This is a genomic window from Luteimonas sp. Soil_C_5, from assembly GCF_057656615.1.
Genome location: NZ_JBDGKA010000002.1, coordinates 179,374 through 204,471, shown reverse-complemented (window position 1 = coordinate 204,471; position 25,098 = coordinate 179,374). Strand labels below are relative to the sequence as shown.

Genomic DNA, 25,098 nt, shown 5'->3' with positions numbered 1-25,098 from the left:
ACAGCGTAGCACTCCACTCCGGCGGTCCGTTCGATGCGCGCCCGGGGCGGGGGCCGTGTCGCGGCAGGTGGATCGGGGCCGACGCGACGCGGCGAACACGATAAAATGCGTCTTTGTGGCCGGGAACCGATCATGACCACCAGCACCACCCCGCCGAAGATCGGCATCGTGATGGGCTCGCGCTCCGACTGGGAGACGATGCAGCACGCGTCGCAGAAGCTCGACCAGCTCGGCGTCGCGCATGAAGTCCGCGTGGTGTCCGCGCATCGCACGCCGGACGTGCTGTTCGACTACGCCGCCAGTGCGAAGTCGCGCGGCCTGCGCGCGATCATCGCCGGCGCAGGCGGCGCGGCCCATCTGCCGGGCATGATCGCCGCCAAGACCGCCGTGCCGGTGCTCGGTGTGCCGGTGCAGTCCAAGGCGCTCAACGGCCTGGATTCGCTGCTGTCCATCGTGCAGATGCCGGCCGGCATTCCGGTGGCCACGTTCGCGATCGGCAATGCCGGCGCGGCCAACGCGGCGCTGTTCGCGGCCGCCTTGCTGGCCGCCGACGATGCCGCTGTCGCCGCCGCGCTGGATGCTTTCCGTCAGCAGCAGACCGATGACGTGACCGCCAACGACGATCCGCGTCGATGAGCGCTGCGGACAGGGCTACGACGACCGTCGGCATTCTCGGCGGCGGCCAGCTGGCGCGCATGCTCGCACTGTCAGGCGCACCGCTGGGCCTGCGCTTCCTGGTCATGGACACCGCGTCCGACGCCTGCGCCGGCCAGTTCGCGCCGCTGCTGGTGGGCGACTACCGCGACGAGGCTGCGCTGGCCGAATTTGCCGCACAGGTGGACGTGGCGACCTTCGATTTCGAGAACGTGCCCGCCGAGAGCGCGCGCTGGCTGGCCGAGCGCGTGCCGGTGTTCCCGAATCCCGGCGCGCTGGCGCTGACCCAGGACCGGCTGGCCGAGAAGACCCTGTTCCGCGAACTCGGCATTCCGGTGCCGGACTTCGCCGATGTCGCCACGCGCGAGGATCTCGATGCCGCGGTCCAGCGCATCGGCACGCCCTGCATCCTCAAGACGCGACGCCTGGGCTATGACGGCAAGGGCCAGTTCCGGATCAAGTCGCCGGCCGATGTCGACGCCGCCTGGCAGGCGCTCGGCGGACAGGCGGCAGCGGTCGGGTTGATTCTCGAGGGCTTCGTCGCATTCCAGCGCGAACTCAGCGTGGTCGCCGTTCGCGGCCGCGACGGCGAGTTCCGCGCGTGGCCGCTGACCGAGAACTGGCACGTCGACGGTGTGCTGTCGGCGAGTCTTGCGCCGGCGCGTGTCGATGCGGCGCTGCAGTCGACTGCGATGTCGCATGCCCGCGCGATCGCCGAGCGCCTCGACTACGTCGGCGTGTTCGCACTGGAGTTGTTCTGCCGCGATGGCGAGCTGCTGGCCAACGAACTGGCGCCGCGCGTGCACAACTCCGGGCACTGGACGATCGAAGGCGCGGAGACCTCGCAGTTCCAGAACCACCTGCGCGCCGTGCTGGGCCTGCCGCTCGGCGATACCGCCGTGCGCGGCGTGGTCTGCATGCTCAACTGGATCGGCGCGATGCCCGATGCCGCGCCCGTACTGTCGACGGCTGGCGGGCACTGGCACGACTACGGCAAGCAGGCGCGCGACGGACGCAAGGTCGGACACGCGACGCTGCGCGCCGACGAAGCCGAGGCCCTGGCCCAGCGGCTGGCCGATGTCGGCGAAGCGCTCGGACGCCAGGCGCAGGTCGCGCCGGTGGTGCTGCGTCTGCGCGAGCGCTGATCGCTCTTGTGGGAGCGCGCTCGCGCGCGAAGAGGCTTTGTCGATAGAGCTTCTTCGCGCGCGAGCGCGCTCCCACAGGCGTTTGCAATCTCATTCCGACCACGGGTCGTAGCTGCCGAACCACCACAGATGGCCTTCCGGATCGCGGCATGAGTAGCCGCGGCCGCCGTAAGGCTGGTCGGCAATGTCCTGCACGATCTGCGCGCCGGCGGCTTTCGCGCGGGCGTAGTGCGCATCGGTGTCGGTCACGACCACGCAGGGACTCTGCGTGGTGCGGCCGTCGATGTCGCGCGGCTGGGTGATCAGATCGCCCCAGGCGCTGCCGCGTTGCGTGGACCCCAGCATCAGCATGCCGGTGCCGAAGACGAGTTGCGCGTGGTGCACTGTGTCGCCGTCGGCGTGCACCGCCTGGGCCTCGAAACCGAAGGCCCGGCAGAGCCAGTCGATCATGCGGGGCGCATCGTCGTAGCGCAGGCAGGGAATGATCGTGGAACCAGCGCGTGCGGCCATCGCGGATCTCCTGACGGATACGGACCGGGCCGATGATGCGCCCGGCGGCGGGCGGGTGCCAGACGGTGGCGACGGACGGCGCAGGGCGTCGGCGTCACGGCATGCGCGCGCTGACGTTTCGCGTCGCCTGCTCCGGTCGGGAAGCAGATGACGCGGGCAAAACGCGGCGACATCACGCGGCGGGCCGCGCGTGAGGACATGACGTCAGAGTGGAAACGGGCTTCGCAGCGCCGCTCCGGTGCGCAAGCGCGGCCAGCCGGACACACAGTCCGACTCGCGCGGGACGACCTCAGCGGTCGCTGCGCGGATCGTCGCTGACGACCAGCGGCACGCCGCGGGTCGGGTGCTCGAGGACGAGCACCGGCTGGGCGTAGACGCGTTCGATCGTCGTCCGGGTCAGCACCTCGCGTGGGCTGCCGTCGGCGGCAATGCGGCCCTGGTGCAGCATCACGATGCGATCGGCGTAGCCGGCGGCGAGGTTCAGATCGTGCAGCACGACGATCACGCAGGCGCCGTCGTCGGCCAGGCCGCGCGCGATGCGCAGCACGGCTTCCTGGTGTTGCAGGTCCAGCGCGGCCGTGGGCTCATCGAGGAAGACGACCGGCGTGGTCTGTGCCAGCACGCGGGCGAACGCGGTGCGCGAGGCTTCGCCGCCGGACAGCGTCTGCACGTCGCGACCGTCGAAGTGCAGCACATCGGCCGAGCGCAGCGCAGCCTCGACGATGTGCGCATCGGCGTCCGGATCCGGCGCATGCGGCAGGCGGCCCATCGCGACGACTTCGCGCACGCTGAAACCGAAACGCACCGCGTGGTCCTGCGGCAGCACGCTGCGTTCGCGCGCAAGCGGACGTGCCTTCCAGTCGCGCAACTCGGCGCCCGACAGGCGCACGCGGCCGGCGGCAGGCACCAGATCGCCGCTGGCGACCGCGAGCAGGGTCGACTTGCCGGCGCCATTCGGGCCGACCAGTGCGCTCAGCGTGCCGCGTGCGAAGCGCAGGTCGACCGCATCGAGAATCGCGCGGCCGTCGATGCGCACGCTCACGCCGTCGAGTGCCAGCACGTCCTGCGCGGCGTCGTGTGCGTCGTGACTCATGCGGTGCCCTTGCGGCGCAGCACCAGCCACAGGAAGAACGGCGCACCGAGTGCGGCTGAGAACAGGCCCAGCGGAATCTCCGACGGCGGATCGAGGCTGCGCGCGGCGGTATCGGCGACGACGATCAGCAGGCCGCCGGCGACCGCCGACAGCGGCACCAGCCAGCGATGGCCGGGGCCGGCCAGCAGGCGCACGAAATGCGGCACGACGAGGCCGACGAAACCGACCACACCGGCGAACGCGACCGCCGAGCCGACCAGCAGGGCGCAGACCGCGATCAGCATCAGCCGCGCGCGTTTGACGTCCAGACCGATGTGCTGCGCCTGGCGCTCGCCGAGCGCCAGCATGTCCAGCGGCGTCGCCAGCGCACGCAGCGCGATGGCGCCCAGCGCGAACGCGGGCAGCGCGGCCAGCATCGAATTCCAGTTCGCCATCGCCAGCGAGCCCATCTGCCAGAACACCAGCGACTGCAGCTCGTCGGCATCGGCGATGTAGGTGAAGAAGCCGATCGCCGCCGAACACGCCGCCGCGATCGCGATGCCGACCAGCAACAGCGTTGCGGTGCCGGTGCCGCGATCGGGCCGGGCGAGGACGTAGATCAGCGTCGTCGTCGCGGCGCCGCCGAGAAACGCGGCCACCGGAATCGTCCACGCGCCGAAGGCGGTTACGCCGAGCACGATCGCGCCGACCGCACCCAGCGCGGCGCCGTGGGTCACGCCGACGATGCCGGGATCGGCCAGCGGATTGCCGAACAGACCCTGCAGGCCGGCGCCGGCCATCGCCAGCGACGCGCCGACGATCACCGCCAGCAGCGCCCGCGGAACGCGCAGGTTCCACACCACCGAGATGTCGCGCTGGCTCAGCGCGCCGGCCTCAACCAGGTCCAGCTTGTGCGCGATCACGTGGACCACGTCACCCGGCGGAATGCGGAGCGGGCCGATGCCGAACGACAGCACGATCACGACCACCAGCAGCGCGAGCAGGCCGGCGAACAACAGCCCGCCCGGCGGTCGCCGGACCAGGCCGGTGCGTCGTGCCGCAGCCGCGCCGGTCATGCGCCGGGCGGTGCGTCGAGTGTGGCGGCCAGCGTGGACAGCGCCTGCGCCAGCGCGACCGCGCCTGCGCCGCCGCCGATGCTGCTGACCTTGAGCTGCGTGTCGGGCATCACCCAGACGCGGTTGGCGAACCCGGCGGGCGTCTGCTGCAGCGACGGATAGGCCTTCCACAGGCCGGCCTCGCCGCCGAACACGCGCAGGTCGTCCTCGCTGACGAGGATCACCTCGGGCTCGACCGCGACGATGCCTTCGTTGCTGAGCTGCGAATAGTTGGAGACCTTGGCCTCGTCGCCGACGTTGATGCCGCCGGCGAGGCGGATCATGCCCGCGGCTGCGGTATCGGCGCCCGCGACCGCCGGCGAACCGCCGCCGCCGGTGGCGGAGACATGGATCACGCGCGGCTTGCGCGTGTGGGTGCCGGCGATGCGCGCGGCCTCGTCGAGCTGCTGCTGCACCTGGGCGGCGAGCTGCTCGCCTTCGTCGGCATGGCCGAACACGGTCGCGAGCTTGCGCACCTTCTCGGGAATCGGCTGCAGTTCGTCGAGGATCACCAGCGTCTGTCCGGCATCGCGCAGCGGCTGCGCCAGCTTGCCGTGGCGGCGCAGGCTGTTGCCGACGAACAGGGTGCCGTCGAGGCTGAGGATGCCTTCGACGCCGGTGGTGCGGTTGAACAGGAAATGGTGCTGCGCCTGGCGACCGGTCTCGGTCACGGCATTGGTCGGCGCGGCGAACACCTGGTCGGACAGACCCAGCGCATCCATGACCATCACGATGTCGTCGTTGCCGACGATCGTGCGGGCGGTATCGGTGATCGTGACTTCGACGCCGTCGTCGGACTGCACCGTGACCGGCAGGTCCTGCTGCGAGCGTTCGACACGTGGAATATCGGTGCCGGCGATGTGCAGCCAGCCGTCGGGCAGGGCATCGACCGCGGCCGGTGCCGCGGTGGCGGCCGGGTCAGCGGCCGGCGTCGGTCCGGGTGACGGCGAGCAGGCAGCCAGCGCACAGGCGAGCGCGATGGCGAGAGGGGCGCGGAGGCGGTGGTCGGACATCTGCAATTCCATCCCGGCAAAAAAAAAGCAGCGGCCGGACCGGAATCCGGCCGCTGCGAGGCAACGATTTTAGTTGGTTTTCGGCGTGATCCGGCGAATCTGGTCGCCTTCGGCATCGTCGGCGCCACGCGACTTGTTGATCGCGTACACCGTGCCGTCCGCAACCGGCAGGACGTGATTCGGGAACGTGCCGCCATCCAGGTTGGCCACGATGTTGCCGTTGGGGTCGACGGCCGTGACGGTGCCAGCGCCGCGGCTGGAGACGTAGGCAAGCTTGCTGTGCGGATCGAACGCCACGTAGACCGCGCCGGCGCCGACATAGACGTCGTGCAGCACTTCACCCGTGTCGGCGTTGGCGATCACGAGGTTGTCGCTGCCCTGCGCCGCGACATAGAGACGGCGGCCTTCCGGATCGATCGCGACGCCGATGCCGCCATTGATGGACGGGAAGCGGAACATCTTGTCCACGGCGCCGGTTGCACCGTCGAGTACGACGACCTCACCGGTCGAGAGGCCTACCGAGTAGAGCTTGCCGGCGACCGGGTCAACGGTCAGTGCCATCGGCCCAAACTCCTCGCCGCGCACGCCTGACGGCACCGTCAGCTCCTGCACCACCTCGAGCGTCTTCGCGTCGAAGGCCACGAACTTGCCGCCGCCGAAGCCGCTGGCCCAGACGCGGTTGTCCTTGGTGTCCACGACCACGTCACGGCCGTGCGGCAGCACACCCGGCTCGAACTGCTTGACCAGCGACAGGTCGGACTGCTTGTAGACCGCGACCGTATCGTCGCGGGTATTGGTGACCCAGACATTGCCGTTGACGTCGTCGACGGCCACGCCGTAGACCGCGTACACGCGGCCATCGGTCTGACCTTCGACCTGGGCCGGCGTGACGCGCGCCGTGACTTCGAGCGTGTCGGGATCGAGCTTCAGCAGTTCCGACTGCGTGACCGGCGGACGACCCACGGCAGCCGTCACGAACAGTGCATTCGATGCCTCGCTGTGCGCGACCTGGTACAGGCCCTGCACCAGCTTGCTGGCGGTGACGTCATAGCGCTCGGCGCCGGACAGCGGCAGTTCCTCGGAGATCTTCAGATCGAACACGACGGCGGCATCCGGGTTGGCGGCGCGCACGACGACCGGGTGACGACCGGTCACGGCATCGGCCGGGATCTGCACATTGCCCTTGAAACGGCCTTCGGCATCGGCCGTGTAGGGCTGGGCGTTGAGCACGGTTTCGCCGCGCAGCAGCGTGACCGACTGGCCCGGCTGGAAGCCGCTGCCGTTGAGTTCGACCGTATCGCCGGCCTTGATCACCGGGCTACCGGCGCGCACGGCACCCTTGAAGTCGATGGCCGGCTGGCCGAATCCCTGCGCACCCACGGCGCCGACAGCGGCACACAGGGCGAGGGACAGGGCGGCGAGGCGCAGACGACGCGAGGACAGCTTTTGCATGAAGAACTCCTGGAGCGTGGATTAGACCGGCGTTCCGTATCGCCGGAAGGAAACAGCAAGGTGAGCGGAGACACGAAAAACGGGCCGCGCGGTGGTGCTCATCGCGGCGCCCGGCGTGGCGCGGCGGACCCGATCGCCGGCAACAGCGTCAACGCAGGAACGCCCGGAAGCGGAGACAGTTGACGCGCCAGCGCATCGGCCGATGTGTCGCGGCTTGACGGCAGGCAGGCATGCACGAAGCCGGCCCACGCCAGCGCCTGCAGCGCCTGGTTGAGCAGGCCCGGCGCAGCGTCGTAGGGCGCCCGCATCCGCAACGCGGCGAAGGACTGCGGCCCCTGCGCGAGTGCGTCGAGCGCCGGGGCGAACAGATCACGCGCACCGGTCACCGGGCCGATGCGGGTGTCGAAGCGCAAATCGCCGGTGAGCGCGGTCGACGCGCCGGGCAGGGCGGCGAACACCAGCGCATCGAGTGAATCGAGATGCGCGGCGTCGTCGAGGCGGCGCGCGTCGCGCTGGAACAGATCGCGGCGCAGGCTCTGGTTGCGCGCGAGGTCGCGTGCGGTTTCGGCCAGCGGCCCCGGCGGCAGCGTGCGCAGGCGCGCCTGCAGCGCAGCCGGTATCGACAACGCATCGATGTTCTCGATCGGCGTCGCGCTGCCGAGAAAACCGCAGCCCACGCTGGCGAAGGCACGGATCACATCGGCAGCGTGCTGCGGCTGCCAGTGCGCGCCGAGGAATTCGTGGGCGATGTAGCCCGCAGGTTCGCGCGCCATCGCATCGAGCTGGCGCGTGGCGCCCGGATGTTCGGCGAAGAACCCCGCGCCGCCGTCGGCAAGATCGCGCAGCAGCGACAGCGCGGCGGCAGTCCGCGATGCCGTGTCGCCTTCGAGATGGCGGCTTGCCTCGTGCAGCAGACGCTGCACGCCCTGCAGCTGCGAGGCGCCAGGATGGCTCATGTAGCCGAGTGCGAGCAGACCGCCGGGCGCGAGGCGCCGCTCGACGAGCGTCAGGACGGATGCACGCACCGCGTCCGACACCCAGGCCCACAGGCCGTGCGAGACGATGAAATCGAAGGCCTCGCCATCGTGCGTCGCGTAGTCGCGCAGATCGGCGTGGACGAATTCGAGATTGGCCAGCCCTGCGCGCTCCGCAATGTCGCGCGCCTGGGTGATCTGCGCGGCGTCGGCATCGACGGCGGTGAAACGGCCCGAGGGATTGCAGGCCGCGGCGACCAGTGCGGTCAGGCCTGCGCCGCTGCCGAGTTCGCACCAGCGATAGGGCTGCGCCAGATCGGGCGCGCGGAAACCGAGTGCGGTGGCGGTGGCGTGCAGCCACGCCGGCATCTGTTCGCGATGGAAATGCATCGGATACGCGGCATCCGCCACGTAACCCTCAATGTCCGTCGCGCCTGCGTTCACCGGTTCGGATCCACGCCGTCCGCGTGGCTCGGCGTGTCGCTGTGATCGGCGACGCCGGTGATCGCGTGCAGCGCCCACATCAGTGACGCGCGGAACATCGGACCGTGGGTCAGGTGCGGAAATTCGCGGTACTCGACCTGCAGGCCGTCGACGTCGGACAGACGCTGGGCGAGTTTCTCGGCCGAATCCGGCGGCGCGGCCTCGATGCGGCGCAGGTGCACCTGCACGCGCGGATCGTTGAGATCGCGATGGCCCACGTCGCGCACGCGTTCGCCTTCGCCGAGGCCGATCAGCACGCGCGCGCGCTGGCCGGCGTTGTTGGCGACGAAACGCTGCTCCGGTGCGCCGAGCAGGGCGCCGTCGCCCCACCACAGCGACGGGCTGCCGGCGGCGTAGGTGTCGAAGCTGCCGGTGCGGGTGTACAGCGTGTGCAGTGTGAGCAGGCCGGCCAGCGAATGGCCCCACAGGGTCTGGTGCTGCGGGTCGGTGGCCACGCGCCGCGCCACTTCCGGGCGGATCTTGCGTTCGAGGATTTCCAGCATCGCGTCCGCGCCGCCGCCGCCGACGATCGTGCCGCCCTCGCGCACCGGGCGTTCGCCGGCGAAGGGCGTGTAGTCGCGCGTGCGGGCTTCCGAATCGATGCGCAGGTCGTTGTCGTAGCCGACGAACACCAGCGCATGCGGCACCGGTTGCGCGGCGAGTTCGGCCAGCAGCGCTTCGTCGAATTCGATCAGCGCGGCGTTGCCGTCCAGCATCCAGAACGCCGGCCTGCCGGCGTCGGGGGCAGGGGTGTTCGGGATGGCGACGTGCACGCGCCAGGTGCGCTGGCCGTCGGCGCTGCTGACGTTGAAGCGCTGGAATGCGTAATGCGCGGACGTGCGGTCGGCGACGGTTTCGCCGATCGACTGTCCAGGATTGCGCTGCTGCGCAGCGGCCGGCGGTGCGATCGCCTGCAGGCCGACGAGCAGCCCCGCCGCCACGGCGAGCGTGGCCAGGCGGAGCGGGCGGTGGGGCTTGGATCTGCGGACGTTCATGCGTGACATCGTGGTGGATCAGGCTCCGATCTTCGGGGGACGCGCCGGGTACGTCCAGATTCGCGCCGCAGGCATGGGCCTGCGGCGTGCGGCGGGCGGGTCAGAACCCGATGTTCATGCTCACGTAGTACGAGCGGCCCGGCTCGTTGTAGGTCGCCGCGCCCGCGTACTGGCTGTTGGATTCGCGGAACAGGCGCTTGTCGAGCAGGTTGTTGACGCCGCCGCCCAGGCTGACCGTCGGCGTGATGCGGTAGCGCGCGCCGATGCCCCAGATGTTGTACGGCTCGCGTACCTGGCGCACGGCGACGCAATCGGCACCGGCCTCGGCGCAGCGGTCGTCGTTGTTGATGTCGCGCGTCGCCGGTTCCTGGCGGCCGTAAAACGTGCCGGTCAGCAGCAGCGACAGCGCCTCGGTGGCCTGCCAGTCGAGCGAGGTGTTGACGGTGTATTCCGGAATCACCGACAGCGGCTGCCCGGTCACCTTGTTCTCGTTCTCGATCATGTAGGTGACGTTGTTGTTCCACTTCAGCACGTTGCCGCGCTCGCCGATCAGCGGAATGTTGACGTTGCCTTCCAGGCCCGAGACCACGGCCTCGGGCGCGTTCTCCCACTGGAAGATGCGCGCGGGCTGGACCGGCGGTCGTGCGCCGGGTATGCCGGGGGTCTGCCCGATCGGCGTGACGCCGGCGACCACCTTGTCCTTGTAGTCGTTGTGGAAATACGTCAGCGACGCGTGGTGACCGGAGACCGGCGCCCACTCGATGCCGATCTCCTTGTTGATGCTGGTCTCGGCATCGAGATCCGCATTGCCGAGGACGTAGCAGCCGGAACCGAAGCTGGGAAAGTTGTCCGGGCAGCCGAAGCCCATCGTGTAATACAGATAGTTCGGGTTCGACTGGTAGAGATTCGGCGCTTTGAACGCGCGGGCGATGCCGCCCTTCAGCTTGAGATCGTCGTTGATCGCGAACTGCACGTTGAGGCTGGGACTGGTGTTGTTGCCGAACTGGCTGTGGTGGTCGAAGCGCACGCCCGGGGTGAGGATCCAGCGCTCGCCGGCGTAGATGTTGTCCTCGACGAACACGGCCGAAGTCTGCGCATCGGCCTTGCCGCCGCCGCGGGCGGGGTCGAGGCCGGGAATGCCGCCGCCATTGCCGCCCGACTGCGACATCGAATACGGATCTTCCAGCTCGCTGTCGCGGTGTTCGAAGCCGACGGTCCAGATGTGCTCGGCCGCGCCGATGGTCGTCGGCAGGTTCACCTCGCCGTCGATGCTGGCGTTGCGCAGGCGCGAGGTCGACCACGCGATCGCATTGCCGATCGTGCCTTCGGGGCCGCCGGCCAGGCCTTCGTTGAGGCGCTTGTTGTTGGTGCCTTCGAACGCGACCGTCAGGCGCGAGGACGCATCGCCCCAGCGTCCGCGGTGGGTGATCGCGCCGCTGTTGCGGTACATGCGGTTGGTCTCGGCGCTGGTCTCGGCCAGTTCGGTCGTCAGCGGCGTGCCGTCCAGGCTGACCGCGCGGTCGCCGGCGTAGATGTTGCCCTGGCGGCTGGTGCCGGCTTCGAACTCGACCACGTGCGCGTCGTTGATGTCCCAGCGCAGCAGGGCGTTGACATCCTTGTTGCGCACGCCTTCGCGGCCGGCCGGCGGGGTGATGCCGGCGCCGGTCAGGAAGTCGGCGTTGAGGTCCAGCGAATCGGCGTCGGTCTTGTTGACGTTGCCGTAGAGCCGGAACGACAGCGCATCGGTCAGCGGGCCGCTCAGGGTCACGCCGGCGCGCTGGCTGCCGCCTTCGTCGCCGTGCTGCGGCACCTGGCCGAACAGGCTCAGCGAGCCGGTCAGGTCGCCGGTCGGACGCTTGGTGATGATGTTGACCACGCCGCCCGAGGCGCCCGAGCCATACCGCGCCGCCGCCGGGCCGCGCAGCACTTCGATGCGCTCGACCGCTTCGGCCGGCACCCAGTTGGTGTCACCGCGCGTGTTGCGCTCGCCGCTGCGGCCCATGCGGATCGAATCGCGCGAGCCGACCGGCTTGCCGTCGACCAGGATCAGCGTGTTCTCCGGGCCCATGCCGCGCAGGTCGATCTGGCGGTTGTTGCCGTACTGGCCCGACGAGCTGTTACCGGTGAGGTTCACGCCCGGCATCGTGCGGATCAGCTCCGACAGATCGTTCGCCGGCGGGCGACGCTCGATGTCCTCGACCGTGATCACCGAGGTGCCCAGCGCCTGGCGGGCAATGGCTTCGGCGGTGACGCGCACGGTGTCGAGATCCTGCGCATCGCGGGTCTCGGCGTCGGAGGTCTGGGCCAGCACCGGGGCGGACAGCAGCAGGGCGATCGCGGCAGGCAGCGCACGCGGACGCGGGGCAAGGGAAGAACGGGACATTCGGAACGCTCCGGCGCGGAGTGGGTCTCAGGCGGCGGCAGAGACGAGGGGGTCGGGATGGGCTGCCCCTCGGGACAGCGGCGGCAGCATAAGATGAATGCGAATTATTCTCAATCACAACACGGCGCGGACGCAGCGTTCCGCTTGGCGGCCCGGAATCCCTGGACAATCCCCGGGCGCAGAGCGTGCCAGGCCCGTCAGACCGCGGCTGGACGCCCATATCGGGGACCAGCCGTCAGACGCGGTACGCCCGATGGCGCACAGGCGCCCGGCATTTGACACAGATGAGATTTGTTATCATTTGCGGGTTCCCTGACGGACCCGCGCGTCGTATCGACGCCATCTGCCCGGGCAGCCGTTCCGCGCTGCAATGCGTGCAACGCCCGTTTTCCGCGCAGCCGGGCGCCAGATCCCGGCGTGCCGCCCACGAGTACCGACATGTCGTCTTCGCCTCCCGTCGTCTCCGGCCTGCCCGCGCTGGTGTTCACCGCGCTCGCCGGCACGATGGCGATGATGGCGTTCGTCGCCGTGGTCGGCCCGGTGGTGCGCATCCTCGGCCTGGCCGAATGGCATGCCGGCCTGTCGGTCACCGCAGCCGGTGTGATGTGGATGCTGTCGGCGCGACGCTGGGGCGTCCTCAGCGACCGCATCGGCCGCCGCCGCGTCCTGCTGCTGTCACTGGTCGGCTATGCCGTGGTCTACATCGCGATGGCGGTGTTCGTCGACCTGGCGCTGCGCAACCCGCCCGCGATCTGGCTGTCGGTCGTCGTGCTGGTGGGCACCCGCGCGCTGGTGGGGCTGTTCTATGCCGCGGTGCCGCCGACGGCCGCCGCCGTGGTGGCCGACGAGGTGCCGCCCGGCGGGCGCGCCAGCGTGATGGCGAAGCTGGGCACCGCCAATGCGGTGGGCATGGTGGTGGGACCGGCGGCCGCCGGCTGGATCGCGTTCCACGACATCGCGCTGGCGCTGTACATCGCCGCCGCGCTGCCGCTGCTCTCCTTGTTGTTCCTGTGGTGGCGGCTGCCGGCGACGGCGCCGGCGGATTCGACCCGGCAGGGACCGCGCCCGACGATGGGCTTTCTCGACCCGCGGCTGCGCCTGCCGCTGTACGCGGTGTTCGCGGCGATGGTGTCGGTGACGATCGCCCAGGTCGTCGTCGGCTTCTTCGCGATCGACCGGCTGCAGCTCTCGCCCGAAGACGGCGCCCGCGTGGCCGGCCTGTCGCTGACCGCGGTCGGCGTCGGCCTGATCTTCGCCCAGGCGCTGGTGATGCGGCTGAAGTCGGTGCCGCCCGCGCGCTGGATCGCGTTGGGCGCGCTGATCTCGGCGATCGGATTTGCCTCCTCGGCGCTGGTCGCGGCGCAGTGGCAACTGCTGCTGGCCTACGGCGTCGCCGCATTCGGCATGGGCTTCGTGTTTCCGTCCTTCCAGGGCCTGGCCGCGGATTCGGTCGAAGCGCACGAACAGGGCGCCGCCGCCGGCACCGTGGCCTCGGTGCAGGGCATGGGCATGGTCGCCGGCCCCTTGCTGGGCACGCTGCTGTACCGCTGGTCGCCGAACGCCCCCTATGTGCTGGTCGGCGTCGTCCTGCTGGTGCTGGCACTGGCCGCTGCGCTGCATCCGCCGGCGCCGCTGCGCACGGCCGCACGCCCGGGGGCGCCGTCATGATCCCGCGCGACGACGCCGGTGATGCCGGCGTGGCCAACCTGTTCCGGTTGCGCGCTCCGGCCCGACGCCTCGCGACCGACGGCATGCTGGCGCGGTTGCCGCGCGGTCCGGCGGCATCGCTGGGCGCGCGCGTGGCCGCGTTCTTCGACGCGCCGCGTCCCGGGCCGGCGCTGCTGGTCGGGGCGTTGCCGTTCGATCCGCACGATGACGACGCGCTGTTCCAGCCGGCGCGGTTCTCCACGCCGGGCAACGGCAGCGTGCCGTCCTCGCTCGGGCGTTTCATTTCGACCACCGAGGTGCCGTCGGCGTCTGCGTATGCCGATGCCGTCGAACGCTGCGTGGCCACGCTGCGCGCGGCCCCCGATGGCGCCGATGCGCTGCGCAAGGTCGTGCTCGCGCGCGGGCTGCAGGTCGAGGCCGCGGCGCCGATCGATCCGCACGCACTGGCGGTCCGGCTGGGCGCCGATGCCAGCGTGACCACCTTCGTCGTGCCCTTGCCGGTGGCCGCGGGCGAGGCGCCGGCCTGGCTGGTCGGCGCGACGCCGGAACTGCTGGTGTCGCGCCGCGGCCGCGAGGTGGTCTCGCATCCGCTGGCCGGATCCGCGCGCCGCGTCGGCGATCCGGTCGAGGACCGCCGCCGCACCGATGCACTGCTGGCCTCGGGCAAGGATCTGCACGAACACCGCCTCGTCGTCGAAGCCATCCTCGACGGCCTCGCTCCGCTGTGCAGCCAGCTGCAGGCGCCGCCGCGGCCGTCGCTGCACGCGACCGCGACGATGTGGCATCTCGCCACCCGCATCACCGGCACGCTGAAGGATGCGGAAGTGTCGTCGGCCACGCTGGCCGGCCTGCTGCATCCCACGCCGGCCGTCTGCGGCACGCCGCGGTTGCCGGCGCTGCAGGCGATCCGCGCGCTCGAACCCTTCGACCGCGGCTTCTACGCCGGCGCGGTCGGCTGGACCGATGCCGCCGGCGACGGCGACTGGTACGTCTCGATCCGCTGCGCGCGCGTGCAGGGGCACACGATGCACCTGTTCGCCGGCGCCGGTATCGTGGCGGCCTCGCAAGCCGAGTTGGAAGTCGACGAGACCGCCGCCAAGTTCATGGCATTGCGCAATGCGCTGGGCATCGACGACGCCCGCGCGGCCTAAGCCCTTCCAGACGACCGATGTTCCGCATGACCGATTCCCCGACGCCACTGATGCCGCTGCGCCAGGTCTGGCCCGACGATTTCGTCGCGCGCTATCGCGCCGCCGGTCACTGGCGCGGCGAGACCTTCCCCGGCTTCCTGCGCGAGCGCGCGACATGGTTCGCCAACAGTGTCGCGGTCGTCGGCGGCGACACGCGCTGGACCTACGCGCAACTGTGGGCCGAGGCCGAACGCATCGCCGCGGGCCTGCTGGCAAACGGTCTGGCGCCCGGCGACCGCGTCGTCGTGCAGCTGGGCAACATTCCGGAATTCATCGCCGTGGTCTGCGCGCTGTTCCGCGCGCAGCTGGTGCCGGTGTACGCATTGCCCGCGCATCGCCTGACCGAGGTCGCGCACTTCGCGCGCAAGTCGGAAGCCAGCGCCTACATCTGCGCGGAGCGCTACGAGACCTTCGATTACCGCACGCTCGCGCGTGAACTGCAGGCCGAAGTGCCGGCGGTGCGGCAGGTGTTCGTCGTCGGCGATGCGGCCGAGTTCGTGTCGATCGAGTCGCTCGACGGTCCGCGCGATGCGCTACCCGGTGATCCCGATCCGCAGTCGGTCGCGTTTCTGCAGATCTCCGGCGGCAGCACCGGCCTGTCGAAGCTGATTCCGCGCACGCACGACGACTACATCTACAGCTTCCGCGCCAGCAACGATCTGTGCGGCATCGATGCGGACAGCGTCTACATGGTCGCGCTGCCGGCCGCGCACAATTTCCCGATGAGTTCGCCCGGTTTTTTCGGCGCGCTGTACGCCGGCGCGCGCGTGGTGCTGAGTCCCGGCCCGGGGCCCGACGCCGCGTTCCCGCTGATCGCGCGCGAGCGCGTGACCTGCGTCGGCCTCGTGCCGCCGCTCGCGCTGCTGTGGGCCGACGCTGCCGGCAAAACTTCGCACGATCTGTCGAGTCTGCAGGTGCTGCAGGTCGGCGGCGCCAAGCTGGTGCCGGAAGCCGCGCGCCGCGTGGTCGCGGGCCTGGGCTGCACGCTGCAGCAGGTGTTCGGCATGGCCGAGGGGCTCGTGAACTACACGCGCCTCGACGATGCCGACGATCTCGTGCTGACCACGCAGGGCCGGCCGATCAGCGCAGACGATGAAGTGCTGGTGGTCGACGATCACGGCATGCCGGTCGCCGACGGCGAAATCGGCCATCTGCTGACGCGTGGCCCGTACACGATCCGCGGTTACCACAACGACGACGCGGCGAACGCGCGCTCGTTCACCGACGACGGTTTCTACCGCACCGGCGACATGGTGCAGCGCCTGCCGAGCGGGCATCTGGTCGTGCAGGGCCGGGCGACCGACCACATCAACCGCGCCGGCGAGAAGATCTCGGCAGAGGAGATCGAAGACCACCTGCTCGCGCATCCGCAGGTGTTCGATGCGGCGGTGGTGTCGATTCCTGACGAATTCCTCGGCGAGCGCAGCTGCGCGTTCGTGATTCCCGGTGACGAGAAACCGCGCCCGGCCGAGCTCAAGGCCTGGGTGCGCGGTCGCGGTCTCGCGGCGTTCAAGGTGCCGGACCAGATCGTGTTCGTGGATGCGTTCGGGACTACGGCGGTGGGGAAGATCAGCCGGCGGGAATTGCGGGCGCAGTTGCGAAAGACGTTTCTGGCTGGGCTGCAGGACGCGTGATGTTCAGATGCGCCCGCATCTTTCAGCCGTCATTCCCGCGTAGGCGGGAATCCAAGGACTTTGTTTTCACGTGTCAACGTCCATGGATTCCCGCCTACGCGGGAATGACGATGTGTGGTAATCGCGGCCTTTACGCGCATCGCCATCCAACGATCCAATCAAGCAAATAGAAATGGCCCTCCCCAAAATCCACCCGTACCCGCTGCCCACTGCCGCCGAACTGCCGGCTGCGCGCGGCCAGTGGGTGCCCGAAACCTCCCGCGTCGCGTTGCTCGTCCACGACATGCAGCGCTACTTCCTCGCCGCGTTCGGGCAGGACGACGCGCCGCTGGCGCCTGCCGTGCAGAACCTCGCGCACCTGCTCGCGCATTGCCGCAGCGCGGGAATCCCGGTGTTCTACACCGCGCAGCGCGGCCATCAGGACCGGCGCGATCGCGGCCTGCAGGCCGATCTCTGGGGCCCGGGCATGCAGGCAAGTGCCGAGCACGAGACCATCATCGACGCGGTGGCGCCCGTCGACGGCGACCACGTGCTGGTCAAGCATCGCTACAGCGCCTTCCAGCGCAGCAACCTCGACACGCTGATGCGCGCGCGCGGTCGCGACCAGCTGCTGATCACCGGCGTCTACGCGCACATCGGCGTGCTGTCGACGGCGACCGACGCCTTCCAACGTGACATCGAGACCTTCGTCGTCGCCGACGCGGTCGCCGATTTCTCGCGTGCCGACCACGACCTCGCGCTGCACTGGATCGCGCGCACCTGCGGCGTGCCGCTGACCACCGACCGACTTCTGGAGATGCTGCAGTGACTGTGGACCGCACCGGCCCGTTGACCCTCGAGCGCATGCGCGCCGATGTCGCCAAGCTCGTCGGCGAAGCGCCCGAAGAGGTGCGCGACGACGACAACCTCATGGATCTCGGCCTCGATTCGATGCGCGTGCTGGGCCTGGTCATGGCCTGGGGCGAGCACGGCATCGCGCTGGAGTTCTCGCATCTCGCCGAGCACACCACGCTCGCCGGCTGGTGGCAGGTCGTGCAGGATCTGCAGCGCGACACGCCCCCCGCCGGATGACCGCGACAGCGTCTCCTGTCGAAGTCGACGCCGCCGCGTCGGGCACGGGCTGGCCGCTGACCGAAGCGCAGGCCGGTCTCTGGTACGCGCAGCGGCTGGCGCCGGACAACCCGGCGTTCAACACCGCGCACGCCTTGTGGATCGACGGCGCGCTGGATGTCGAGGCCTTCGTGCGCGCGGCGGACCAGGCTGTCGACGAGGCGCCGGCGCTTGCGTTGCGTATGCGCGAGACGGGCGACGGTCCGATCCAGTGGATCGACGCGGGTCACGCGCCGCATCTGGAGATCGTCGATCTGTCGGCCGAGTCGGCGCCGGACGATGCCGCGCGTGCGGCGATGACGCGCGATCGGCTGTCGCCGGTCGATCCCGCGCGCGATCGTCTCGCGCTGCAGCGGCTGTACGTGCTCGGCGGCCACCGGTTCGTCTGGTTCCTGCGCGTGCATCACCTCGCGACCGACGGCTACGGCATGGCGCTGCTGACCGAGCGCGCCTGTGCGCTGTATGCCGATGCATCTGCCGGTACGACCTTCGCACCGCTCGATGGCGTGCTGGCCGAGGACGCGAGCTATCGCGCGTCGGAGAAGCGCGCGACCGATGCGGCGTACTGGCAGGAGACGCTGGCCGGCATGCCGGCCGCGTCGGGGCTCGGTGGTGGCTTCGCCCATGCCGCGCCCGATTGCCTGCGTCACGTCGAAGCGCTCGACGCGGACTTCCGCGACGGCCTCGCCCGCGCGGCCACCGCGCTCGGCCAGCCCTGGCCGGATGTGCTGACCGCGCTCACCGCCGCCTATTGCCAGCGCTTCGGCGGGCAGGGCGAAGCCGTCGTCGGTGTGCCCTTCATGGGCCGGCTCGGCAGCGCGTCCGCGCGCGTGCCGGCGATGGTCATGAACGTGCTGCCGCTGCGCGTGCCCGCACAGCCGGATGCGAGCGTCGCGGATTTCATGCAGGCGATGATTCGCGCGCTGCTGCGTGGCCGCCGGCATGGTCGCTACCGCGGCGAGCAGCTGCGGCGTGATCTCGGCCTGATCGGCGGCCAGCGTCGTCTGCATGGTCCGCTGATCAACGTGCAGCCGTTCTACCGGCCGACACTGCTCGCCGGCACGCGCGCGTCGATGGAAATTCTCGGCACAGGACCGGTCGACGACATCACGCTGGGCTTCCGCGGCGATGGCGTGCAGGCGCTCGATCTGGAGATCGAAGCCAATCCCGATCTGTACGTCGACACTGACGTCGCCGCGCACGCGACGCGTCTGCGCACCTTCCTCGGCGCGGCGTTCGCGCTTGCAGCGCAGCCGGATGCGCGTCTCGACGACGTGCCGCTGGCGACACCGGCCGAAGCCGCGCGCACGCTGTTCGATTTCAATGCCACCGCGCATCCTGTGCCTGACACCACGCTGGTCGCGTTGATCGAAGCGTCGATGGCGGCGACGCCTGACGCGCCAGCACTGGTGTTCGAGGGCGAGACGCTGACCTATCGCGCACTCGACACACGCAGCCGCGCGCTCGCGCAGGCGCTGCGGGCGCGTGGTGCATGCGCCGACGCTGTCGTCGCGGTCGCATTGCCCCGCTCGATCGAACTCGTCGTCGCGCTGGTCGCCGTGTTGCGCGCCGGTGCGGCGTATCTGCCGATGGATCTTGCGCATCCGATCGAGCGACGCGCGCGCATCCTGCGATCGGCACAGCCGGTCGTACTGCTCGCGAACGCAGACGACGGGATCGACTGGCCGGACGACGCGCTGCGTTTCGCGCCGTCCGACTGGCCGCAGCGTGCGGACGGCGGCGCGCTGCCGTCCGTCGACCCGCAGCATGCGGCTTACGTCATCTATACCTCCGGCTCGACCGGTGAGCCCAAGGGCGTCGTCGTCGCGCATCGCGCGATCGTCAATCGCCTCGAATGGATGCGCACGCATTACGGCGTCAATGCGAGTGATCGCATCCTGCAGAAGACGCCGGCCACGTTCGACGTCTCGGTCTGGGAATTCTTCCTGCCGCTGCTGGCTGGCGCCACGCTGGTGGTCGCACCGCCGGACGCACACCGAGACCCGGTTGCGCTCGCGCGGTTGATTCGTGAGGCCGGCATCACCACCCTGCATTTCGTGCCCTCGATGCTCGCCGCGTTCCTCAGCGCGCCGGAAGCCAGTGGGCTGTCGACGCGTCGCGTCTTCGTCAGCGGCGAAGCGCTGGATGCCGATCTGCGCGATCGATTCCACGCGACCGTTGCGTCGGAACTGCACAACCTCTACGGCCCGACCGAAGCCGCGGTCGACGTCAGTTTCTGGCCCGCCAGTGCGGACGACACCTCGCGCCCGGTGCCGATCGGCTTCCCGGTCTGGAACACGCGGCTGTACGTGCTCGATGCGCGGATGCGCGCGTTGCCGCCGGGCGTCGTCGGCGATCTGTATCTCGGCGGCGTGCAGCTCGCGCGCGGCTATCTGGGCCGCGACGACTTGACCGCCGAGCGCTTCCTCGACGATCCGCATCTGCCGGGTGAGCGCATCTATCGGACGGGCGACCTTGCACGCTGGCGCAAGGATGGCGCGGTCGAGTTTCTCGGCCGCAGCGATCACCAGGTCAAGCTGCGTGGCCTGCGCATCGAACTGGGCGAGATCGAAGCCGCCATCGTCGCCAGCGAACTCGCGTTGCAGGCGGCCGTCATCGTGCGCGAGGACCGCGCCGGCGACCGGCGTCTGGTCGGCTATCTGCAGCCGACGGCCGATTTCGACGCTGCGTCGCTGCGTACGTTCGTCGCCGCGCAGCTGCCGGATTACATGGTGCCGTCTGCCTTCGTCGCGCTCGCCGACTGGCCGGTCACCGCCAACGGCAAGCTCGACCGCGATGCGCTGCCGGCCCCCGCGTTCGAGCCGGGCGCCTGCGTCGCACCGCGCACGCCGACCGAATCCTCGCTCGCCGCGCTGTTCGCGGATGCCCTCGGCGTCGAGCGCGTCGGCGCGGACGCCGACTTCTTCGCGCTCGGTGGCGATTCGCTGCTCGCCGTGCATCTGCTGCTCGCGATCCAGCAGACCTTCGGCCGCGATCCGGGACTCGGCGCCTTGTTCGCGACGCCCACGGTCGAAGGGCTCGCCGCCGCACTCGATGCGGGCGAGGGCGACGATCCCGATCACGGCCTCGCGCCGGTGATCGCCCTCGCGCAGGGCGAATTCGCGCGCGCGCCGCTGTTCGTCGTGCATCCGGCGGGCGGTATTGCCTGGTGTTATCGCGACCTCGCACGCGCACTCGCGCCCGCCCGCAGCGTGTACGGCCTGCAGTCGCCGGCGCTCGATCTTGCGCAGGCGCTGCCCGGCAGCATCGACGCGCTGGCTTCCGAATACGCCGACCGCGTGGTCGCCTTGCAGCCGGACGGTTCGGTGCATCTGCTCGGCTGGTCGGTCGGCGGCATCCTCGCCCAGGCGATGGCCGTGCGCCTGCGCGCGCTCGGCCGCGAGGTCGGTGTCCTCGCGTTGCTCGATGCGTATCCGGCCGAGGTCTGGCGTGCCGAACCCCAGCCCGACGCCATCGCTGCACTGCGCGCGCTGCTGGCAATTGCCGGCTACGACCCGGATGCGTATCCCGAGCTGCGCACACGCGAGGCCATCGTCGACTTCCTGCGTCGCGGCGACAGTGCGCTGGGCAATCTGCCCGGTGCGGTGCTCGATGGCGTCGTGCGCGCGGTGACCGATACCAATCGCCTGGTGCGCCTGCATCACCACCATCCTTTCGACGGCACGCTGCTGCACGTGCGCGCCGGCAACGACCACGCCGACCGCCCGCAGCTGCAGTCCGCGTTGTGGGCTGCGCATGCCGCGCAGATCGAATCGATCGAGTTGCCGTTCCTGCACGCCGAACTGACGGGTCGCGACGCCACGGCGCGCATCGCGCCGTGGCTCGATGCGCGACTTTCGGCTTTCGACCCGCGTTAGCGAAGCACCGCGCGGCTCTATCCATTTGCCGGATCGTAGGATGGGTAGAGCGCAGCGAAACCCATCATCTCCTCGCCGCATCACACTACAGTCCCGGAATCGACCACATGCAACTCACAGGCTTCGACGGAAAGATCGCCCTCGTCACCGGCGCGACGGGCGGTATCGGCGCTGCGGTGGTGCGGTTGCTGCGGGAGAGCGGCGCGACGGTGGTGGCGACGGATCGGACAGCGCCCGTTGTTGAAGTGGCTTCCGAAGGCATTGCCTTGGCTGATGGGGCCCTCACCCCAACCCCTCTCCCGGAGGGAGAGGGGCTCATAGAAACGGAAAGCTCGCGCGCTCTAAGCTCCTCTCCCTCCGGGAGAGGGGTTGGGGTGAGGGCAGGTCTCGCCACCCTCCATTCCCACGTCCTCGACGTCACCGACGCAGCCGCAGTCGACATGCTGGTCAGAGAGATCGAAGCCGACTTCGGCCCCATCGATCTCGCCATCAACGTCGCCGGCATCCTCTCGACCACATCGGTCCTCGACCTCACCGCCAATGAGTGGCGTCGCACTTTCGCGGTCAACACCGACGGCGTTTTCCACGTGTCGCAGGCCGTCGCGCGGGTCATGGCGCCGCGCCGCCGCGGCGCGATGGTGACCGTCAGCTCCAATGCCGCCGGCATCCCGCGCCAGAATATGGCGGCCTACGCCGCGTCCAAGGCCGCGACCACGATGTTCGTGCGCTGCCTCGGTCTTGAACTCGCGCCGCTCGGCATCCGCTGCAACATCGTCGCGCCGGGCTCGACGCGCACGCCGATGCAGACCGGCATGTGGACCGACGCCGACGGCGAGGCGCGCACCATCGCCGGCACACTGAAGACGTTCAAGAGCGGCATTCCGCTGGGCAAGCTGGGCGAACCCGAGGACATCGCACACGCGGTGATGTTCCTGCTGTCCGACCAGGCCGGCCACATCGCGATGAGCGATCTCTACGTCGACGGCGGCGCGACGCTGCGCGCCTGATGGACTCGCATCGGCGCATCGCAGGATCACCGGCCTCCACACACGACGGGACACGGGAATGACGACGCAAGTGCAGTCCGGCGCGGTCCTGGTGGGTGTCGGCGTGATCATCGTCCGCGACGGCAAGGTGCTGCTCGGCGAACGTACCGGCTCGCATGGTGCCGGCACCTGGGCCTTGCCGGGCGGCCATCTGGAGTTCGGCGAAACGGTCGCGGACTGCGCGCGGCGCGAGGTGCTGGAAGAAACCGGCCTTGCGATCCACGACATCGCGCCCGCGCCGTATACGAGCGACGTCTTCGTGGCCGAGGGCCGGCATTACGTCACCCTGTTCGTCACCGCACGGGCGCCCGGTGAGCCGGCGGTGCTCGAACCTGCGAAGTGCCTGGGTTGGGGATGGTTCCGATGGGCCGACCTGCCGGGTCCGTTGTTCCCGCCCTTGCAGACCCTGCGCGATTCCGGCTTCGTGCCTGCGGGCACGGTCTGATGCTTCGTCGTGGACTCGCGCTGCTTACAGGCGCGCATCCTCCGCACCGCACGGACTGAAGCGCGCCGCAGACGCCACGGGCCGACAGCATTCGGGCATGATCCGCGAGACCGCACCGGAGGCCCGTCATGCCCACCCACGAAAAGCTCAACTACGTCGAGTTCCCCGCCCGCGATCTCGATGCGACGAAGCGGTTCTTCGCGCGGGTATTCGGCTGGACGTTCGAGGACTACGGTCCGGACTACATCGCGTTCGCGAACGAGGGACTCGACGGCGGCTTCTACCGCGCGGACCTGCAGGGACGCAGCGAGGCGGGCAGTGCGCTGCTGGTGTTCTACAGCGCACGCATCGAGGACACGCTGGCGAAGGTCGAGTCTGCGGGTGGCACGATCCTCAAGCCGGTGTTCGAGTTTCCCGGTGGCCGTCGCTTCCATTTCGCCGAGCCCAGTGGCAACGAGTTCGCGGTGTGGTCGGATCCGGTCGGCTGAGCCGGCTTCGAGAGCGCGACCCGGCGGGCCGGGCAGAATCCGTCTGCGTGGATCGAAGGCCACTCGACATCGCCGCTTCGCGCTGGCGTTTTCTGTCCATGTCGCGCGGCAGTGTCGTGGCGGCGCTTTTCCGCAGCGCAGCAAGCCAATTTTCGAACTGCTGCTAGAGTGCATCCATCGTCGATTCCCACCGACCGCACCCATGTCATCAGCTGCACCAATGCGTTCCCTTTTTTTTATCCCGAAGAATGGTAGCGCTAACTTTTTCGCCCTGAAGGTGCGCCCGTGACGGTCGTCGCCGGCCTCGATGCGGGCACCCAGAGCGTCAAGCTGGTGGTCTACGACACCGATGCGCGCCGGGTGATCGCCAGTGCCAGTGCGCCGCTCGATCTGATCAGTGGCGAGGACGGCAGCCGCGAGCAGCATCCGGCCGCCTGGGTCGATGCGATGCGCGACTGCTTCAACGCGGTCGACGTCGGCATCCGCCATCGCATCGAAGCGCTGGGCGTCTCCGGCCAGCAGCATGGCTTCGTGCCGGTCGATGCGGCGGGCGAGGTGCTGGGGCCGGCCAAGCTGTGGTGCGACACCAGCACCAGCGCCGAATGCGGCGAGATCATGGACGCGGTCGGTGGCGCGGCGCGCAGCATCGAAGCGGCGGGCAATCCGATCCTCGCCGGTTACACCGCATCCAAGCTGCCGTGGACGCGCAAGCACCGGCCCGAGGTCTACGCGAAGCTCGCGACGATCCTGCTGCCGCACGACTATCTGAATTTCGTCCTGACCGGCGAGCGTTACTGCGAACACGGCGACGCGTCCGGTACGGGCTGGCTCGACGTGCGCACGCGCACCTGGTCGAAGGCGATGCTCGATGCCACCGACGCCACGCGCGATCTGGCAGCGTGCCTGCCACCGCTGGTCGAGGCCGATGCGCTGTTCCCGGTATCGGCCGCGATCGCGAGCGAACTGGGACTTTCTGCTAGCACGCGCATCGCAGCGGGCGGTGGCGACAACATGATGGCCGCCATCGGCACCGGCTGCGTGTCGGAAGGCCGCTTGACGATGAGCCTCGGCACATCGGGCACGCTGTTCGCCTATGCCGACCGGCCGATCGTCGATGCCGGTGGCGCCTGGGCCGCGTTCTGTTCGTCCAGCGGCGGCTGGCTGCCACTGATCTGCACGATGAACTGCACCGTGGTGACCGAACAGGTCGCGAAGATGTTCGGCTTCAGCACGCGCGACGGCGATGCGCGCATTGCGGCGACACCGCCCGGCGCGGACGGCCTGACCTTCCTGCCGTTCCTCAACGGCGAACGCACGCCCGACCTGCCGCTGGGCAAGGGCGTGCTGGCCGGTCTGGGCGCGCACAACATGCGCGAGGCGCACGTCTATCGCGCGGCGATGGAAGGCGCGACCTACAGCTTGCGCTACGGCTATGACGCCTTCGTCGGCGCGGGCATGCGCTTCGAACGCATCGCGCTGACCGGTGGCGGCGCGAACAGCGCGGCCTGGCGGCAGATGGTGGCCGACGTCTTCGATTGTCCGGTCGACGTGCCGGCGCAGGTCGAAAGCGCAGCCTTCGGCGCGGCGCTGCAGGCCCTGTGGTCGTTGCAGCGTGCGCAGGGCGATGCGACCTCGCTGGCCGAGGTCGCGGCCGCACACGTCGCGGTCGATCCGGCGCTGGCCTGCATGCCCGATCCCGAGCGCGTACGCGCCTACCAGCCCGCCTACCAGCGGTTCCTGCGACACCTGGATGCGGTGCGTCCGCTTTACGCCGCGCCGCCGCCTGCGTCATGACCGGACGGGCGCGGCCAGGTGCCGCGCACGTCCAGCGCGGCCCGGGCTG

General features: G+C 69.8%; 20 protein-coding genes. 12 read left to right on the top strand and 8 right to left on the bottom strand.

All coding sequences use genetic code 11. The annotated features are described in order from the left end of the window. Window positions 1-132: 132 nt before the first annotated feature. Together purE and AC3A5K_RS05280 are read left to right on the top strand one after the other, a co-directional pair. Window positions 133-636, top strand: coding sequence for a 5-(carboxyamino)imidazole ribonucleotide mutase (gene purE, locus AC3A5K_RS05285; protein ID WP_487616474.1), 504 nt, complete (start codon window positions 133-135; stop codon window positions 634-636). Beyond that, window positions 633-1,799 (top strand): 5-(carboxyamino)imidazole ribonucleotide synthase, encoded by a 1,167-nt coding sequence (locus AC3A5K_RS05280; RefSeq protein WP_487616473.1) that lies wholly within the window; start codon window positions 633-635, stop codon window positions 1,797-1,799. Before purE ends, AC3A5K_RS05280 begins: the two co-directional genes overlap by 4 nt. Before the next feature lie 90 nt (window positions 1,800-1,889). Here the strand turns inward: AC3A5K_RS05280 and AC3A5K_RS05275 are convergent, their stop codons facing one another. The 8 genes from AC3A5K_RS05275 to AC3A5K_RS05240 all read right to left on the bottom strand — a co-directional run bounded on the left by AC3A5K_RS05275 (window position 1,890) and on the right by AC3A5K_RS05240 (window position 11,796). After that, window positions 1,890-2,309: a VOC family protein gene (locus AC3A5K_RS05275; RefSeq protein ID WP_487616472.1), complete on the bottom strand. Its 420-nt coding sequence runs from the start codon at window positions 2,307-2,309 to the stop codon at window positions 1,890-1,892. Between the two features lie 289 nt (window positions 2,310-2,598). Then, the gene (locus AC3A5K_RS05270) at window positions 2,599-3,402 is read right to left on the bottom strand and encodes a heme ABC transporter ATP-binding protein (protein WP_487616471.1); all 804 of its coding nucleotides are present in this window, start codon (window positions 3,400-3,402) and stop codon (window positions 2,599-2,601) included. Further along, window positions 3,399-4,457 carry a FecCD family ABC transporter permease gene (locus tag AC3A5K_RS05265; protein ID WP_487616470.1) on the bottom strand — a complete coding sequence of 353 codons (1,059 nt, stop codon included), beginning with the start codon at window positions 4,455-4,457 and terminating at the stop codon, window positions 3,399-3,401. Before AC3A5K_RS05265 ends, AC3A5K_RS05270 begins: the two co-directional genes overlap by 4 nt. Further along, window positions 4,454-5,509: a heme/hemin ABC transporter substrate-binding protein gene (locus tag AC3A5K_RS05260; protein ID WP_487616469.1), complete on the bottom strand. Its 1,056-nt coding sequence runs from the start codon at window positions 5,507-5,509 to the stop codon at window positions 4,454-4,456. The genes AC3A5K_RS05265 and AC3A5K_RS05260 overlap by 4 nt, the downstream gene beginning before the upstream one ends. Window positions 5,510-5,578: 69 nt before the next feature. After that, on the bottom strand, window positions 5,579-6,961 hold the full coding sequence (locus AC3A5K_RS05255; RefSeq protein WP_487616468.1) for an ATP-binding protein: 1,383 nt from the start codon (window positions 6,959-6,961) through the stop codon (window positions 5,579-5,581). A 98-nt stretch (window positions 6,962-7,059) separates the two neighbouring features. Beyond that, on the bottom strand, window positions 7,060-8,379 hold the full coding sequence (locus AC3A5K_RS05250; RefSeq protein WP_487616467.1) for a class I SAM-dependent methyltransferase: 1,320 nt from the start codon (window positions 8,377-8,379) through the stop codon (window positions 7,060-7,062). Further along, window positions 8,376-9,413 carry an alpha/beta hydrolase gene (locus AC3A5K_RS05245; protein WP_487616466.1) on the bottom strand — a complete coding sequence of 346 codons (1,038 nt, stop codon included), beginning with the start codon at window positions 9,411-9,413 and terminating at the stop codon, window positions 8,376-8,378. The genes AC3A5K_RS05250 and AC3A5K_RS05245 overlap by 4 nt, the downstream gene beginning before the upstream one ends. A gap of 100 nt (window positions 9,414-9,513) precedes the next feature. Then, window positions 9,514-11,796, bottom strand: coding sequence for a TonB-dependent siderophore receptor (locus AC3A5K_RS05240; RefSeq protein ID WP_487616465.1), 2,283 nt, complete (start codon window positions 11,794-11,796; stop codon window positions 9,514-9,516). A 438-nt stretch (window positions 11,797-12,234) separates the two neighbouring features. Here AC3A5K_RS05240 and AC3A5K_RS05235 point away from each other — a divergent pair, with 438 nt between their 5' ends. The 10 genes from AC3A5K_RS05235 (at window position 12,235) to xylB (ending at window position 25,049) form a co-directional block, all read left to right on the top strand. Next, window positions 12,235-13,464 carry an MFS transporter gene (locus AC3A5K_RS05235; RefSeq protein ID WP_487616464.1) on the top strand — a complete coding sequence of 410 codons (1,230 nt, stop codon included), beginning with the start codon at window positions 12,235-12,237 and terminating at the stop codon, window positions 13,462-13,464. Next, the gene (locus AC3A5K_RS05230) at window positions 13,461-14,615 is read left to right on the top strand and encodes an isochorismate synthase (protein ID WP_487616463.1); all 1,155 of its coding nucleotides are present in this window, start codon (window positions 13,461-13,463) and stop codon (window positions 14,613-14,615) included. Before AC3A5K_RS05235 ends, AC3A5K_RS05230 begins: the two co-directional genes overlap by 4 nt. Window positions 14,616-14,641: 26 nt before the next feature. Next, window positions 14,642-16,288 (top strand): (2,3-dihydroxybenzoyl)adenylate synthase, encoded by a 1,647-nt coding sequence (locus AC3A5K_RS05225; protein ID WP_487616462.1) that lies wholly within the window; start codon window positions 14,642-14,644, stop codon window positions 16,286-16,288. A gap of 172 nt (window positions 16,289-16,460) precedes the next feature. Next, window positions 16,461-17,096: an isochorismatase family protein gene (locus AC3A5K_RS05220; RefSeq protein ID WP_487616461.1), complete on the top strand. Its 636-nt coding sequence runs from the start codon at window positions 16,461-16,463 to the stop codon at window positions 17,094-17,096. A gap of 35 nt (window positions 17,097-17,131) precedes the next feature. Continuing rightward, window positions 17,132-17,359: a phosphopantetheine-binding protein gene (locus AC3A5K_RS05215; RefSeq protein ID WP_487617056.1), complete on the top strand. Its 228-nt coding sequence runs from the start codon at window positions 17,132-17,134 to the stop codon at window positions 17,357-17,359. Continuing rightward, a complete protein-coding gene (locus AC3A5K_RS05210; protein ID WP_487616460.1) occupies window positions 17,356-21,276 on the top strand; it encodes an amino acid adenylation domain-containing protein in 3,921 nt (1,306 codons plus the stop codon). The genes AC3A5K_RS05215 and AC3A5K_RS05210 overlap by 4 nt, the downstream gene beginning before the upstream one ends. A gap of 107 nt (window positions 21,277-21,383) precedes the next feature. Then, the gene (locus AC3A5K_RS05205; protein ID WP_487616459.1) at window positions 21,384-22,283 is read left to right on the top strand and encodes a 2,3-dihydro-2,3-dihydroxybenzoate dehydrogenase; all 900 of its coding nucleotides are present in this window, start codon (window positions 21,384-21,386) and stop codon (window positions 22,281-22,283) included. A gap of 58 nt (window positions 22,284-22,341) precedes the next feature. Beyond that, window positions 22,342-22,767 (top strand): nucleotide triphosphate diphosphatase NUDT15, encoded by a 426-nt coding sequence (locus tag AC3A5K_RS05200; RefSeq protein WP_487616458.1) that lies wholly within the window; start codon window positions 22,342-22,344, stop codon window positions 22,765-22,767. 128 nt (window positions 22,768-22,895) lie between these two features. After that, window positions 22,896-23,255, top strand: coding sequence for a VOC family protein (locus AC3A5K_RS05195; RefSeq protein WP_487616457.1), 360 nt, complete (start codon window positions 22,896-22,898; stop codon window positions 23,253-23,255). Window positions 23,256-23,540: 285 nt separating this feature from the next. Beyond that, entirely contained in the window at window positions 23,541-25,049 is a 1,509-nt protein-coding gene (xylB, locus tag AC3A5K_RS05190) for a xylulokinase (protein ID WP_487616456.1), read from the top strand. The last annotated feature ends 49 nt before the right edge of the window (window positions 25,050-25,098 follow it).